This window comes from Streptomyces eurythermus (genome assembly GCF_014649115.1).
Taxonomy (GTDB): domain Bacteria; phylum Actinomycetota; class Actinomycetes; order Streptomycetales; family Streptomycetaceae; genus Streptomyces; species Streptomyces eurythermus.
The window spans coordinates 1-16,889 of the sequence record NZ_BMSK01000025.1; the positions used below are offsets into that span (position 1 = coordinate 1).

The window sequence follows — 16,889 nt, forward strand, 5'->3', positions numbered from 1 at the left end:
ACCATCTTGATCACACCCGCAACCCCAGCAGCCGCCTGCGCATGACCGATGTTCGACTTCAACGACCCCAACCACAAAGGCCGATCAGCAGACCTACCCCGCCCATACGTCGCCAACAGCGCCTGCGCCTCGATCGGATCCCCCAACCGGGTCCCCGTCCCATGCGCCTCCACCACATCCACATCACCCGCGGTAAGCCGCGCATCGGCCAGAGCCCGAGCGATCACCCGCTCCTGCGACGGACCACTCGGCGCCGTCAACCCGTTACTCGCACCGTCCTGATTCACCGCCGACCCCCGCACCACCGCCAGCACCCGATGCCCACGACGCCGCGCATCCGACAACCGCTCCACCGCCAGCACGCCCACGCCTTCCGCGGGGCCGAAGCCGTCGGCCTCGTCGGAGAACGCCTTGCACCGGCCGTCCGGGGCGACGCCTCGCTGGCGGGAGAACTGCACGAACACCGTGGGTGTCGCCATCACGGTGACGCCGCCGGCCAGGGCGAGGTCGCACTCTCCCCGGCGCAGCGCCTGCACCGCCAGGTGCAACGCCACCAACGACGACGAACAGGCCGTGTCCACCGACATCGCGGGACCCTCGAGCCCCAGGACGTAGGAGATCCGGCCCGAGCTGAAGCTCACGACCCCGCCGGTCAGCAGGTCTCCTTCCAGTTCTGCGGAGGAGGCGTCGACGTCGCGTGTGTAGCCGCCGTCCCAGGCGCCGACGTACACACCGGTCCGCGATCCGCGCAGGGTGCGGGGATCGATACCGGCCCGCTCCAGCGCCTCCCACGACGTCTCCAGCAGCAACCGCTGCTGGGGATCCATCGCCACCGCCTCACGGGGTGAGATCCCGAAGAACCCCGCGTCGAACTCCCCGGCCCCGTGCAGGAAACCGCCCTCGCGGCAGTAGGTCCGCCCGACGGCGGCGGGGTCGGGGTCGTACAACCCCGCGACGTCCCAGCCGCGGTCGGACGGGAACGGCGAGACCGCGTCCGTCCCGGTCGCCACCAGCTCCCACAGGTCCTCGGGGGAGCCCACCCCGCCCGGGAAGCGGCACGCCATGCCGACGATCGCGATGGGCTCGTGCGCCTGCTCCTCCGTCTTCTTCAACCGTGTGGTGGCACGGTGGAGTTCGATGGTGGTCCGCTTCAGGTAAGCGCGGAGCTCCTGCTCGTCAGCCATGCTTTCGTCACCCCGTGGTGGTTCGTTCGGTCGGTGCGGGTGGTGGTGAGGGGGAGGGAAGGATCAGAACCGCTCGTCGATGAAGGCGAAGAGTTCTTCGTCGTCGGCGGCGTCGAGCGTTCCGGTCACCTCGTCGTCCGCCGGTCCGGCGGGGTCGTCGCCGCTCGTGCCGTTGAGCCGGTCCCACAGTCCGGTCAGGGCGGCGAGCCGGTTCGTGATGTCGTGCCGGGCGGTGCCGTCGGGGAGGGCGGTGTCCAGGCCGCCCTGTTCGGTGAGGCGGGTGAACAGCCTTTCCAGACGGTCCAGTTCGGTGGCGAGTGACACGTCACCGCTCTCCGCCGGGGTGTCCGGGGCAAGGCGGTCGTGGAGGTGCCGGGCGAGTGCTTCGGGGGTGGGGTGGTCGAACACCAGGGTGGCGGCGAGCCGGAGGCCCGTGGCGGCGGTGAGGCGGTTGCGCAGCTCCACCGCGGTCAGCGAGTCGAAGCCCAGCTCGCGGAAGTTCCGTTCGGCGGAGAGCTCGCCGTTCTCCGCGTAACCGAGTACGGCCGCCGCGTGGGTGCGTACGGCTTCCAGCACCGCGTCCATCTGCTCTGCGGGCGGGAGTTGGGCGAGGCGGTCCCCGAGGACCATGCTCGGGGCCGCCGTGGGCGCGTCGGGCTGTGCCGGGGCGGTGGCCGTGAGGGGACCGCGCCGGCTCCGTACGAGGCCGCTCAGGAAGGGCGGGACCGTGTCCTGGGCCCGCAGGGCGGCATGGTGGAGTCGGATCGGGACCTGGAGGGCCTCGTCCCAGCGCCGGGTCTCGTCGAAGAGGGCCACCCCCTCGGCGTCGGTCAGGGGCAGGATGCCACCGCGGGCGAGCCGGCGGTGCATGCCGTCCTGGTCGAGGTGTTCCGCCATCCCGCTGTTGCGTGCCCACAGTCCCCAGGCGAGGGAGAGGGCGGGCAGCCCCGTCCCGCGCCGGTACTGGGCGAAGGCGTCCACGAAGGCGTTGGCCGCCGCGTAGCTGCCCTGCCCCGGGCTGCCGAACAGCGCGGAGGAGGACGAGCACAGGACGAAGGCCGACAGGTCGAGGTCCCGGGTCAGCTCGTGGAGGTTGAGGACCGCGTCGACCTTGGGCCGCAGCACGGCGTCCATCCTCTCCGGGGTGAGCGACGGCAGCGTGCCGTCGTCCAGGACGCCGGCGGTGTGCACGACCGCACGCAGCGGGTGTGCCGTCGGGACGGCGTCGATCAGGGCCGCGAGCTGGTCGCGGTCGGCCGCGTCACAGGCCCGTACGGTCACGTCGGCGCCGAGTTCGGCGAGCTCCCGCACGAGGTCCTCCGCGCCCTCCGCCTCCCCGCCCTGGCGTCCGGCGATGAGGAGGTGGCGTACGCCGTGCTCGCCGGCCAGATGGCGGGCGATCGCGCTGCCGAGCGTTCCGGTGCCGCCGGTGATGAGCACGGTGCCGTGCGGGTCGAAGACGGGTGGCATGGTGAGCACGAGCTTGCCGGTGTGCTTGCCCTGGCTGAGCGCCCGGAAGGCGCGGCGGGCGTGGCGTACGTCGTGGACGGTCAGCGGCAGCGGGTGCAGCACTCCGGCCTCGAAGAGTTCCAGCAGTTCCGTCAGCATCGCGCCGACCGTCTCCGGGCCGGCCTCGACCAGGTCGAAGGGCCGGTAGGCGGTGCCGGGGTGGCGGTCGGCGATGGTCCGGGGGTCTCGTACGTCGGCCTTGCCCAGTTCCAGGAAGTGGCCGCCTCGGGGCAGCAGGCGCAGTGAGGCGTCGACGAAGTCGCCGGCGAGGGAGTTGAGGACGATGTCCACTCCTCGGCCGCCGGTCTCCTCCAGGAAGCGGTCGGCGAAGTCCAGCGTGCGGGAGTTCGCGATCTGCCCGTCGGACAGGCCCAGCGCGCGCAGCGTGTCCCACTTCGGGGTGCTCGCGGTCGCGTACACCGTCAGGCCGAGGTGCCGCGCGAGCTGGAGTGCCGCCATGCCGACACCGCCCGTCGCCGCGTGGATCAGCAGCGTCTGGCCGGGACGGGCCTGGGCGAGCCGGCCGAGGGCGTAGTGGGCGGTGAGGAACACGGCCGGGACGGAGGCGGCCTGCGCGTACGACCAGCCGTCGGGGATCCGGGCCACCATGCGGTGGTCGGCGACGGCGTACGGGCCGAAGCCGCCGGTCCACATGCCCAGCACCCGGTCGCCCGGGGCGAGGCCGGTGACGCCGGGACCGGTCTCGGTCACCACGCCGGCGCCCTCGGCGCCCATGACGCCGTGGCCCGGGTACATGCCGAGCGCGATGAGCGTGTCGCGGAAGTTCAGCCCGGCAGCCCGTACGGAGACGCGTATCTGGCCGGGTCGCAGCGGTGCCAGGGTGTCCGGCGCCGGTTCCAGGCGCAGCCCCTCCAGGGTGCCGTCGCCGCGGGTGCCCAGCCGCCAGGCGGCGGAGCGGGCCCTTCCAGCCGACCCGGCGGACTCGGTGGGTTCGGTGGCTTCGGCCGTACCGAGGTCGGTTCCGGCGTCGGGCAGGTGCAGGGTGTCGGGGGTGTCCGGGCCCATGGGGGCCAGACGGGGTGCGTGCACGTGCTCGCCGCGGACCGCGAGCTGCGGCTCACCACAGGCGAGCGCGGCCGCCAGGGCACCGCCGTCGACGGCGTCGTCGTCCGGGCCGAGATCGAGCAGCACCATCCGGCCGGGCTCCTCGGACTGGGCGGAACGCACCAGTCCCCAGGCGGAGGCGGCAGCCGTGTCCCGTACGGTCTCGCCCGGGCCGACGGCGACGGCGCCGCGGGTGACGACGACCAGCTTGGCGGACGACTGGCCGGCGGCTGTCAGCCAGTGCTGTGCCACCTCGAGGGTCCTGTCCAGGACGGCGCGCACCGTGCAGGGGTCCGGGACACCCGGGAAGTGCGGCAGCTGCACGACGACACCGTCGGGCAGGGCCCCCTCGGTGGAGCAGGCGTCGAGCAGTGACTCCAGGCCGGGGTGGGTCGCGCAGTCGGCGCCCGCACGGGTGAGCGCGCCGGCGAGGCCGCCGCGGTCGTCGCCGACGATCGCCCAGCGCTGGGCGGGCACGGACGCGGGCGCGGGCTTCCGCTCCCACAGGACCCGGTACAGCGAGCCGCTGCCCGTGCCGGGGCGCCCGCCGCCAGCGGCGCCGGACCGCTCGGCGAGCTGTTCCGCGGGGACCGGGCGGACGACGAGTTCGTCGATCGCCAGGACGGGCCTCCCCTCCCCGTCGGCGCAGAGCAGGCGCACGGCTTCCGCGCCGACGGGCGAGACGGTGACGCGCAGCCGGTCGGCGCCGGCGGCGTACAGGCGTACGCCTCGCAGGGCGAACGGCATGCGGGCCTGGCCGTCGGCGGGGAAGAACCCGCCCAGGCTCATGGCCTGAAGGGCCGCGTCCAGCAGGGCCGGGTGGATGTCGTGATCACGCGCCTCGCCTGCCGCCGGTCCGGGCAGGGCGACGTCCGCGTACACGGTGTCGCCGTCGCGCCAGCCGGTACGGAACCCCTGGAAGGTGATGCCGTAGTCGTAGCCGCGCTCCGCGAAGGCGGCGTAGAAGGCGGCGGGGTCGGGGACTCCGGCCGGCCGGGCCCCGGCAGGCGGCCACGCGGCGCCGGGCGCCGGCCACCCGTCGGACCCGCCGGCCGCCGGCGCGTCGGCCGTCGGCAGCCCGGCAGCCGGGCTTTCGGTGAGGGTGCCGGCGGAGGAGGCGGGGGTGACGGTCGCCTGCGCGTGCAGGGTCCAGGGCGACCGCGGCGGGGCGCCCGCCTCCCGGGAGTGCACGGTGACCGTGCGGTGGCCCTCCTCGTCCTCGGGGCCGACCTGGACACGCAGTTCCACGGTGTCCGTACCGGCCGGGCCGGCGTCGTCGCCGGGGAGGACGAGAGGTGTACGCAGGGCGAGTTCGTCGATCTGTCCGCAACCGGACTGGGCGCCGGCCCACAGCACCAGGTCGACAAATCCGGTGGCGGGCAACAGGACCGTGCCGAGCAGGGCGTGTTCGGCGAGCCAGGGCCGGGTGCCGGCGCCGAGCCGCGCGGTGTAGACGTGGCCCGCCGCGTCGGGGAGTTCCACCCCCGCGCCGAGCAGCGCGTGCCCCGCGTCGGCCAGTCCGACGGACGCCGTGTCACCGCGCCGGGCAGGCGGGTGGTACCAGTAACGCCGGCGCTGGAAAGGATAGGTGGGCAGGCCGGCCGGCCTCGCCTCCGGGCCGTACAGCGCCGCCGCGTCGATGTCGGCCCCCTGGGCGCAGGCGGAGGCGAGCGCGAGGGCGAAGTTCCTCGTACCGCCCTTCTCCCGGCGCAGGGTGTGCAGGACCGCGGCGGGCGTGCCGGCGTCGGCGACGGTCTGCTCCAGTGAGACGGCCAGCATGGGGTGCGGACTCGTCTCCAGGAAGGCGTGGTGGCCGTCGGCGAGCAGCGCACGGGTGGCCTGCTCGAACTCGACCGGCTCACGCATGTTGCGGTACCAGTAGGCGGCGTCCAGCTCGGCGGTGTCGAGCGGCCCGCCGGTGACGGTGGAGTAGAACGGGATGTCGCCGGAGCGGGGGGCGACCGGGGCCAGCTCCCGCATGAGCCGCTCCCGCAGGGCCTCCACCTGGGCCGAGTGCCCGGCCGTGTCCACTCCGGGGATCGCACGCGCGTGGACGCCGTCCGCCTCCAGCTCGGCGAGGAGCTCGCGCAGCGACTCGGGGTCGCCCGCCACGGCCGCCGTGCCCGGACTGTTGACGGCCGCCACCGACAGGCGGTCGCCGAAGCGCTCCAGTCGGACGCGCACCTGCTCGGCCGGCAGCGACACGGCGACCATGCCGCCCTTGCCCGCGAGGGTCAGCCACGCCTGGCTGCGCAGGGCCACGATCCGTGCGGCGTCCTCCAGGGTGAGGCCCCCCGCGATGTACGCGGCGGCGATCTCGCCCTGGGAGTGCCCGACGACCGCCGACGGCTGTACTCCCGCGGCGCGCCAGCATGCGGCCAGCGACACCATCATGGTGAAGAGCACGGGCTGGACGACGTCGACCCGGCTGAGCGACGGCGCCCCCGGCACCTGCCGGAGTACGTCCAGGACCGACCAGTCGAGGAACGGGCGCAGTGCGGCGTCGCACGCCTCGGCGGACTCGCGGAAGGCCACCGAACGGTCGAGCAGCCCTTCGGCCATGGCCGGCCACTGGGAGCCCTGGCCGGGGAAGACGAACACCGCGCCGCCGTCCGCCGGGACGGCCCGGTGACGGGCCACGGACGGGTGCTCCCGGCCCTCGGCGAGAGCCCGCAGGGCGTGCAGCAGTTCCTCGCGGTCCGCGCCGCCGACCACGGCCCGGTGCTCGAAGCGGGCGCGGGCGGTGAGCAGGGTGAGCCCGGCGTCCGCCGGCCGCAGGCCGGGGTCGTCGAGGAACGCGCCGCGCAGGCGGTCCGCGTACGCCTGGAGCGCCGCTTCCGTACGGGCGGAGAGCACGAGGGGGGCGATGCCGTCGTGACCGCCGGTGCCGTCCGGTTCGGGGCCGCCGGTGCCGTCCGGTTCGAGGCCATCGTGTCCGCCGCCGACCGGTGCGGGGTGCCGGAGGGTGTCGGGGCGGTGGGCCGGGCGCGGTGCCTCTTCGATGAGGACGTGCGCGTTGGTGCCGCTGATGCCGAAGGCCGACACCCCGCCCCGGCGCGGGGTCTCCCCCTCGGGCCACGGCACCGGCTCGGTGAGGAGCGCGACCGTGCCGGACGACCAGTCCACGCGCGGGCTCGGCTCGTCGACGTGCAGGGTCCGCGGCAGGACGCCGTTGCGCAGGGCGAGCACGGTCTTCATCACCCCGGCCACGCCGGCCGCGGCCTGCGCGTGGCCGATGTTGGACTTCACCGAGCCGAGCCGGAGCGGCTTGCCGGGCTCCCGTGACGCGCCGTACGTCACCTGCAGGGCCTGGGCCTCGATGGGGTCGCCGAGCGGGGTGCCGGTGCCGTGCGCCTCCACGGCGTCGACGTCCTCGGCACGCAGCCCGGCGTCCGCGAGCGCCTCGCGGATGACCCGCTGCTGCGAGGGGCCGTTGGGCGCGGTCAGGCCGTTGCTGGCGCCGTCCTGGTTGACGGCGGAGCCCCGGACGACGGCCAGTACGGGGTGCCCGAGCCGCTCGGCGTCGGACAGCCGTTCCAGGAGCAGGACGCCCGCGCCCTCGCCGAGCACCACGCCGTCGGCCGCGCCGGCGAAGGCCCGCGACCGGCAGCCGGGCGACAGGACCCGCTGCCGCGAGAACTCCACCAGCATCTCGGGGGTGGACATGACCGTCGCACCGCCCGCCAGCGCCATCGAGCACTCGTCGCGGCGCAGCGCCTGCACGGCCAGGTGCAGCGCCACCAGCGAGGCCGAGCACGCCGTGTCGACGGTCAGGGCCGGGCCTTCGAGGCCGAAGACGTACGAGAGCCGGCCGGACATCACGCTGGCCGAGTTGCCGGTGCCCAGGTAGCCGTCGAAGCTCTCCTCACCGTTCTGCAGGAGGCCCAGGTAATGCTGGCCGTTGGTGCCGACGAACACGCCGGTGCGGCTGCCGCGCAGCGCGGACGGATCGATCCCGGCCCGTTCGAACGCCTCCCACGAGGTCTCCAGCATCAACCGCTGCTGCGGGTCCATCGCCAGCGCCTCACGCGGCGAGATGCCGAAGAAGGCGGGGTCGAAGTCCGGCGCCTCGTGCAGGAAGCCCCCTTCCCGGACGTACGTACGGCCGCTCGCGTCCGGGTCCGCGTCGTACAGCTCCTCCAGGCTCCAGCCCCGGTTGCCCGGGAAGGCGCTGATCGCGTCACCCCCGTCGCTCAGCAGCCGCCACAGCTCCTCGGGCGTGGAGACGCCACCGGGGAACCGGCACGCCATCGCCACGATGGCGATGGGCTCGGAGGCGTGGCCGGCGGCCGGGCCGGGGGGCGCCGCGGACCGTACGAGGGCATCACCGGTGCCGGCCGGCTTCGCCGCCCCCTGCTCCAGGGCCTGCTCCCGCAAGTGCCGTGCGAGAGCGGCCGGATCGGGGTGGTCGAAGACCAGGGAGGCGGAGAGCGTGAGACCGGTGGCGGTCCTCAGCCGGTTGCGCAGTTCGACGGCGGTCACGGAGTTGAAGCCGAGGTCCTTGAACGGCTGCCTCGTGTCGACGGCGTCGAGCGAGGACTGGCCCAGGACCGTCGCCGCGTGGCCCCGCACCAACCGCAGCAGGAGCCTCAGTTGCTCCTCGTCGGACTTGCCCGCCAGCAGGCGGACCACCTCGGGGGTCTCCCGGCGGCCGTCGGAGCCGGCGTCGTCCGCCGGGGCGGTGTCCACCGGGGAGGCGTCCGCCCCCGCCGCCACGCCCGCGTGGGCGCCGCTGTCCCCCGTGGCGGTCCGGGGCCGGCGCGTGGCCGCGACCCCCTCGAAGAGGGCCGACGGCCGTACGGCTTCGCGGGCCGCGGCGAACCGCTCCCAGTCCACCTCGGCGACGACCACGGCGCCGGCCCCCCGGCCCACGGCCCGGAAGAGCGCGTCGACGGCGCGCCGCGGGTCGAGCGGGGTGAGGCCGGCCCGGCTCATCCCGGCGGCGATCTCCTCCCGGGCCGCCACCGCCTCGTCGTCCCCGGACGCGAATGCCTCGTGCCCGTGCCACGGTGTCCAGGCGACCGACGTGAAGGGCAGGCCACGCGAGCGCCGCCGCTCGGCGAAGGCGTCCAGATGCGCCGTGCCTGCCGCGTAGCCGCCCTGTCCCGTCCCGCCCCAGACACCCGCGACGGACGAGAAGACGACGAACGCGTCGAGCTTCGTGTCCTCGAGGAGGGCTTCCAGGCGGGTCGCCAGGTCCGTCTTGGTGTGCACCGCGCGGGCGAGCGCCGCCGGTGTGGTGTCGGACAGGGCGCTCAGCGGGACGGCGGCCGGTGCCACCAGCACCGCGGCGGGCGGGTGCTCGGCGATCAGCGACCGCAGGGCGGCGTCGTCCTCGACCTCGCAGGGCACCAGGCTGACGCGCCCGTCGGCGAGTGTGCCGTCGGCGACGCGGGTCCCGTCGGCGCGGGTCCCCTCGATGGAGGTCTCCTCACCGAGCGCCGTCGGGAGGGAGGCAGCGGGACCGGCGAGGACGACGTGCTCGGCACCGTCGGCGAGGAGACGCCGGGCGAGCGGTTCCGCCACCGCCGCGACCTCCCCGACCACCAGGACCGTGCCACGGGGTCGCCAACCGGGTCCGGTGGTGGCAGCGGCGGACCGAACGAGCCTGCGTCCGTACACTCCGGGACCGCGGACCGCCACCTGGTCCTCGCCTTCGGGCGAGGCGGCGAGGACAGCCGCCGCTCGGCGGTACGAGCGCGGATCCGCGATGTCGGTGTCGGTGTCGGTGTCGGCAGGGAAGTCGAGCAACCCGCCGCAGAGGTACGGGAGTTCCAGGGCCGCCACCCGGCCGAGGCCCCACACTTGCGCCTGCTCGACGGACGCTTCCTCCCTGGGCAGAGCGCTCACGGCACCGCGTGTGACCGTCCAGAGCCGGGCCCCCGCCTGTGCGTCGGCTGCCGCCTGGATCAGGGTGGACGACGCGGCGACGCCGAGCGGAAGTCCGGGGTGATCGGGGTGCGTGCCCTCGGCCAGCGCGAGGAAGGACACGATCCCGTGGAGCGGAGCGCTGTCCGGCGCCTGCTTCGCCTCCGCCGCCTCCGCGAGCAGCGCGCTCATGCGGTAGCGGTCACCGGCGGGATCGATGCCGAGCGTCACGACCTCGGCGCCGCGGTCGGCCATGGCACGGGCCATGCCCTCGGCGGCATGCGCCGCGAACGCCGGGCATCGCGGCGTCTCGGGCAGGAGCAGCAGCCAACGCCCTGACAGCCGTGCCCCGGTCTCGTCCTCACGCAGCGCCTTCCACTCCACGTGGTAGGTGAGGTCGTCGGTACCGCCACGGCGGTCGCTGGTGTCGAGCCAGTAGTGCCGGCGTTGGAAGGGGTAGGTGGGCAGGTCGACCCGGCGGGCGGTCAGACCGTGCGCGGCATAGGCGGCCTTCCAGTCGACCGCCACACCGTGGACGAAGGCTTCCGCCATCGAGGTCCACAGCCGGCGCAGACCACCCTCGCCTTTGCGGAGCGTGCCGGTGATGACGACGTCCCGGTCCGGGCCCGTCCGGTCGGCGAGTTCCTGGATTCCGATGGTGAGGACCGGATGGGCACTGGCCTCGATGAACACACCGAACCCGTCAGCCAACAGCAGATCGACCGTCTCCGCGAACCGGACACGCGAGCGCAGGTTGCGATACCAGTACCCCGCGTCCGTGCGTACCTGCCCGCCCGGCTCCACGGTGGAGTAGAACGAGATCTCCGGCTCCCGCGCCACCACCGACCCCAGCAGGCTGGCGAGTTCCGCCTCGATCGCCTCCACCTGAGCGGAATGCGAAGCGTAATCCACCGGGATCCGACGCGCCCGAACGCCGTCGCGTTCACAAGCGGTGACGAACTCGCCTACCGCGTCGGCTTCTCCCGACACCACCGTGATCGCAGGCCCATTGACGGCAGCGACACCCAGACGGTCCGACCAACCGGACAGCCGCTCCTCGACCACGTCGGCGGGCAGGGCCACCGACGCCATCCCACCCGCACCCGCCAACACCCGACCGATCACCTGCGAACGCAACGCCACCACCCGCGCCCCGTCCTGAAGGCTCAGGGCACCGGATACGACGGCAGCGGCGATCTCCCCCTGCGAATGACCCACCACCGCATCCGGCTTCACCCCGCAAGCCGCCCAGACTTCGGCCAGCGACACCATCACCGCCCACGTCACCGGCTGCACCACATCCACCCGCTCAAGCCCCTCACCCGAGCGGACCACCTCCAACAAATCCCACCCCACCAACGGGCTCAGCGCGGCAGCACACTCACCCATACGAGCCGCGAACACCGGAGAAGACTCCAGCAGTTCCGCGCCCATACCGGCCCACTGCGTCCCCTGACCCGGGAACACCAACACCGACCGGCCCACCGAACCAGCAACACCCGACACCACCGGGGTCTTCAAACCCTCCAGCAGTTCCTCACGCCCGGACGCGACCACCACCGCACGATGACCGAACACCGAACGCTGCGCAGCGGACCACCCCACCTCACCCACACCCAGCCCGCCATCGGACTCCACCGCCCCGGTCAGACGCCCCAACCCCGCGTCCAAGGCCCCCGCCGAAACACCCGACACCACCACCGGAACAGGAACCCCCGCCGGCTCAGGCACCACCTCAACCTCCCCCGGCTCCACCGGGGCCTGCTCCAGAACCACATGCGCGTTCGTCCCTCCCATGCCGAAGGACGACACACCGGCGACGCGACGCTTGCCGGGTTCCTCGGTCCAGGGCTCCAGGGCCGTCTGCACGTCCAGGTGCAGCTGTTCGAGGGGTATGTCAGGGTGCGGCGTGCGGTAGTTGAGGCTGGGCGGCAGCATTCCATCCCGTACGCACAGCGCGGCCTTGAGCAGGCCGACGATCCCGGCGGCGCCCTCCAGGTGTCCGACGTTCGTCTTGACCGATCCGACCGCGAGCGGGGCGAGACCGGCCTCCGCACGCGCGGTGCCCAGGACGGCGCCCAGCGCGGCGGCCTCGACCGGGTCGCCGGCCCGGGTGCCGGTTCCGTGCAGCTCGACGTACCGGACGTCCTCGGGGCGCGTCCCGGTCCGGGTGTACGCGGCACGGAGCATCGCTTCCTGGGCCTGGCGGTGCGGAGTGGTCAGGCTGTCGCCACCGCCGTCGTTGTTGACCGCGCCGCCCTTGATGACACAGTGGACGCGGTCGCCGTCCTCGATGGCCTTGCCGAGCGGCTTGAGGACGAGCGCGGCACCGCCCTCACCCCTGACGTACCCGTTGGCCCGGGCGTCGAAGGTGTGGCACTGCCCGTCCGGTGAGAGGGCACCCATCCTGTCCATGGCGGTGGTGCTCTCGTCCGCCATGACCAGGTGCACACCGCCGACGACGGCGAGTGTGCTCTCCCCGCGGCGCAGGCTTTCGCAGGCGAGGTGTACGGCCACCAGCGACGACGACTGGGCCGTGTCGACCGCGATGCTGGGGCCGCGCAGGCCCAGGAAGTAGGACAGGCGGTTCGGTGCGAGGGCGCGGTGCAGGCCGGTGGCGGTGTGTGCGCCGGATGCCGACCGGGCGCGGTGCACGAGAGTCGCGTAGTCGTCGGACGCGATGCCGGCGAACACACCGGTGGCGGTGCCGGCGAGCCGGCCGGGATCGATGCCGGCGTTCTCCAGCGCCTCCCAGCCGAGTTCGAGGAGGAGGCGGTGCTGGGGGTCGGTGGCGGCGGCCTGCTGGGGGGTCATGTCGAAGAAGTCGGCGTCGAAGCCGGCGTGGTCCGCCAGGGCGGCCCGCCATGTCCCGTCCGGACGTCGGGTGACCTCGTTGCGGCCGGCACGCAGCAGTTCCCGGAACTCGTCCACGGTGCCGGCGCCCGGGAGGCGGCAGGCCATACCGACGACGGCGATGGCCTCGGCGTCCACGTGGGACTGGTGCGTCCCGCCGGAGCCCGGGCCTGGCCGGGTGCCGGCGCCGGCGCCTGAGCCGATCTCCATACCCGCACCCGCACCCGCACCCGCACCCGCACCCGCACCCGCACCCAGACGGGTATCCACGCCCGGACGGGTATCCACGCCCGCGTCGGCAACGGAGGCAGGGCCGGACCCCGTCCGGCGGCCCGTGCCGTCGTTGTCGCCGTGGTCGCCGTGGTCACCGTTGCGCTTCACACCGAATTCCGCGTTCATCAAGTCTCCGTAGCCAAAGCCATAGCGAGGGGCGCGATGTGCCGGTGTCCGCTCGAAAGAGGGGCGGGAGGAAAGGAGCGGGTGGGTAAGGAGTGCGGGGCACCGAGCTGACCGTCAACTCCGTCAGCCAACCTCCGGCCGGGACGGCTGCTCGATATCTGCCGGGCAACTGTGTCAGGTCGCCCGTGACACCCGAACGCCGTTGTCTCACCTGGTGGGAAGCCCCCTGGGCACTATGTCAGGTCCCGGCTTGCGGACGCGGAAGGCCGCCGTCTAGCTTTCTCGGCATTGCACGGCATTCCACACGGCAATGACCGAATGGCCCATCGACATGGCGAACGGCGTGGCTTTGCCGTGCCGGACGGCACGGAACAGTCGCCGGCAGCATGGAACACGTACCGGACATCGCACCGGACAAACACCGGATGCGTCGCACCGGACAAACACCGGACGCATGCACCGGACCCATGCCGAAACGTGTATCGGACGGCAGCCGGACACGTCACCGGTTTCGTGCCGGCCAGGCAATGCGATGGATACCGCCAGACCACTCTCCTGCATTCCCAACGTCGACCGCTGGGTCGCCCCCACCCTTCGGTCCGCGACGTGTCCCGGGTTGCCGCCGGTCACGGCGCGGCATCCGGCCCGGCAGGGAGATCCAGCCCCCACGAGAGAGTCGAGATGACGACACAGACCAGGGACACCGCGGCCGCCCCGGAACCGGAGCCGCCCGTCCATCCGCTCGCCCAGCCGGCGGACGCCGACGCGCGGCGGCTGCTGGCGTGGTTCGCCCGGTGCCGGGCGGAGGCACCGGTGTTCTGGGACGAGTCCCGTCAGGCGTGGCAGGTCTTCCGCTACGAGGACTACCTCACCGTCTCCACCAACCCCCAGCTGTTCTCCTCGGACTTCTCACCGGTGTTCCCCGTGCCCGAGGAGCTGGCCCTCCTCATGGGTCCGGGCACCTTCGGCGGTATCGACCCGCCCCGGCACGGGCCGCTGCGCAAACTGGTCTCGCAGGCGTTCACGCCGCGGCGCATCGCCCGGCTGGAGTCGCGGATATCGGAGATCAGCGGCGGGCTGCTGGCGGATCTGCGGGAGCGGGACCGGCTGGACGTGGTGGCCGACCTCGCGTACCCCCTGCCGGTGATCGTCATCGCGGAGCTGCTGGGGATCCCCGCCGAGGACCGGGACCTGTTCCGCGAGTGGGTGGACGTGATCCTCAACAACGAGGGACTTCAGTACCCCCACCTGCCCGACGACTTCGCGGAGACGATGGGGCCGGCCATCAAGGAGTGGTCGGACTACCTGTACGCGCAGATCGCGAGGAAGCGTGCGACGCCGGCCGACGACCTGATGAGCGGGCTCGTCGAGGCGGAGGCCGACGGCCAGCGGCTGACGGACGAGCAGATCGTCAATATCGTGGCGCTCCTGCTCACCGCGGGCCACATTTCGAGCGCCACGCTTCTCGGGAATCTGTTCCTGGTCCTGGACGAGCATCCCGAAGCGCTGGCCGCATTGCGGGACGACCGTTCGCTGATTCCCGGGGCGGTCGAGGAGACCCTGCGCTACCGCAGCCCCTTCAACAATATTTTCCGGCTGCTGACGGAGGACACGGACATCCTCGGGCACCCGATGAAGGCCGGTCAGATGGTGGTGGCCTGGAGTGCCTCGGCCAATCGGGACGCGGACCACTTCCCGGACCCGGACCGATTCGACATCCGGCGGAGCTCCAACAAGCACATGGCGTTCGGGCACGGTATCCACCACTGCCTGGGGGCGTTCCTCGCCCGGCAGGAGGCGAAGGTGTTCCTGGACCTCGTCCTGGACGAATTCGCCGATTACCGCATCGACCACGACCGCGTGGAGTTCTACGACGCGGATCAGCTCACCGCGCGTCACCTTCCCGTTCAGGTGACGCGCTCCTGACCCGGGCGGCCACTCGATGACGAAGACGACGGCGGACCGGCGGCCCATGAAGGGCATCATCCTGGCGGGCGGCAGCGGCACGCGCCTGCGCCCCCTGACCGGGGCACTGTCCAAGCAGTTGCTGCCGGTCTACGACAAGCCCATGATCTACTACCCGCTGTCGGTGCTCATGCTGGCGGGGATCCGGGACATCCAGATCATCACGTCGAAGACGCACTTGGAGATGTTCCGTTCGCTGCTGGGCGACGGCAGCCGCATCGGGATCAGTGTCGGCTACGCCGAGCAGGAGGAGCCCCGGGGCATCGCCGAGGCGTTCCTCATCGGCGAGGAGCACATCGGGGACGACCCGGTCGCCCTCATCCTGGGGGACAACGTCTTCCACGGTCCGGGGTTCTCCTCCGTGCTGGCCTCCACCGCGGCGCGGCTGGACGGCTGCGAGCTGTTCGGCTACCCGGTGAAGGACCCCCGGCGCTACGGCGTCGGCGAGGTCGACGCGGAAGGCCGGCTGGTGTCCCTGGAGGAGAAGCCGGAGAAGCCCCGCTCCCATCTCGCGGTGACGGGGCTGTACTTCTACGACAACGGCGTGGTGGACATCGCCCGGCGGCTGACACCGTCGCCGCGGGGCGAGCTGGAGATCACCGACGTCAACAAGGTGTACCTGGAGCAGGGCCGCGCCCGTATGACGGAACTGGGGCGCGGGTTCGCCTGGCTGGACATGGGCACGCACAGCTCGCTGCTGCAAGCGGGGCAGTACGTCCAGCTCCTGGAGCAGCGGCAGGGCGTGCGGATCTCCTGCGTCGAGGAGATCGCCCTGCGGATGGGGTACATCAGCGCGCGGCAGTGCCACGAGCTCGGCCGTGAACTCGAGAGCTCCAGCTACGGCCGGTACTTGATGGACGTGGCGGAGACCCTCATGTCCGGACCGGCCGCATAGCCACCGCCCTCGCCTCCGTCCCCGTCCGCCTCCCCGTTTCCCGTCCCTGGAAGAAAGGTCTGTGCTCCCATGCGGCTGCTGGTCACCGGAGGTGCGGGCTTCATCGGCTCGCACTTCGTCAGACAACTGCTGGCCGGGGCGTATCCGGACCTGGCCGGGGCGCGGACGGTGGTGGTCGACAAGCTGACCTATGCCGGGAACCTCGCCAACCTGGACCCGGTCGCGGACCATCCGTCGCTGGAGTTCGTGCACGCCGACATCCGGGACGCGGAGGTGATGTCCCGGGTCGTGCGGGGGGCGGACGTCGTGGTCCACTTCGCGGCGGAGTCGCACGTGGACCGCTCCATCGCCGACGCGTCGGCGTTCGTCGAGACGAACGTACGGGGGACGCAAGTCCTCTTGCAGGCCGCGGTGGAGGCGGGGGCCGGCCGGTTCGTCCACGTCTCCACGGACGAGGTGTACGGCTCGATCGCCGAGGGGTCGTGGCGCGAGGAGCAGCCGCTGGCGCCGAACTCCCCGTACGCCGCCTCGAAGGCGGCGTCGGACCTCCTGGCGCTGGCCTACCACCGGACGTACGGCCTGCCGGTCGTCGTCACCCGGTGCTCCAACAACTACGGCCCGTACCAGCACCCCGAGAAGGTCGTCCCGCTCTTCGCCACGAACCTGTTGGACGGTCTGACGGTGCCGCTGTACAGCGACGGCGGCAACAGCCGGGACTGGCTGCACGTGGACGACCACTGCCGCGGGATCAGCCTGGTGGCGACCCGCGGGCGCCCGGGCGAGGTCTACCACATCGGTGGCGGGACGGAGCTGACCAACCGGGAGCTGACGAAGCGGCTGCTCGGGCTGTGCGGTGCCGACGCCTCGTCGGTGCGCCACGTCGCCGACCGGCCGGGGCACGACCTGCGGTACGCGCTGGACATCGGCAAGATCACGGGCGAGCTGGGCTATGCCCCGCGTACGGACTTCACGACGGGCCTGGCGGACACGGTGCGCTGGTACGCGGAGAACCGCGCGTGGTGGGAACCGCTGAAGAAGGCCGCGCAGGAGGCCCGGCGCACCGACTGACCGACCGCCCCGTCCCTCCCCGTCACGCCCCGACGCCCGTACCCGACGTCCGCACCCGACGTGCCGTCCCCGACAGCGGTCCC

General features: G+C 72.9%; 5 protein-coding genes. 3 read left to right on the top strand and 2 right to left on the bottom strand.

The annotated features are described in order from the left end of the window. Both IE251_RS34825 and IE251_RS34830 read right to left on the bottom strand, forming a co-directional pair. The coding region (locus IE251_RS34825; RefSeq protein ID WP_189756947.1) for a beta-ketoacyl synthase N-terminal-like domain-containing protein at positions 1-1,184 on the bottom strand (1,184 nt) is incomplete at its 3' end. Between the two features lie 63 nt (positions 1,185-1,247). Then, positions 1,248-12,689, bottom strand: a complete 11,442-nt coding sequence (locus IE251_RS34830; RefSeq protein ID WP_189756948.1) for a type I polyketide synthase — start codon at positions 12,687-12,689, stop codon at positions 1,248-1,250. An 870-nt stretch (positions 12,690-13,559) separates the two neighbouring features. Between IE251_RS34830 and IE251_RS34835 the strand changes: the two genes are divergently transcribed. The 3 genes from IE251_RS34835 to rfbB all read left to right on the top strand — a co-directional run bounded on the left by IE251_RS34835 (position 13,560) and on the right by rfbB (position 16,806). Further along, complete coding sequence (locus IE251_RS34835; protein WP_189756949.1) at positions 13,560-14,804, top strand: cytochrome P450; 1,245 nt, start codon at positions 13,560-13,562, stop codon at positions 14,802-14,804. Positions 14,805-14,850: 46 nt separating this feature from the next. Next, positions 14,851-15,738 (top strand): glucose-1-phosphate thymidylyltransferase RfbA, encoded by an 888-nt coding sequence (gene rfbA, locus IE251_RS34840; RefSeq protein ID WP_189757015.1) that lies wholly within the window; start codon positions 14,851-14,853, stop codon positions 15,736-15,738. 69 nt (positions 15,739-15,807) lie between these two features. Continuing rightward, a complete protein-coding gene (rfbB, locus tag IE251_RS34845; RefSeq protein ID WP_189756950.1) occupies positions 15,808-16,806 on the top strand; it encodes a dTDP-glucose 4,6-dehydratase in 999 nt (332 codons plus the stop codon). The last annotated feature ends 83 nt before the right edge of the window (positions 16,807-16,889 follow it).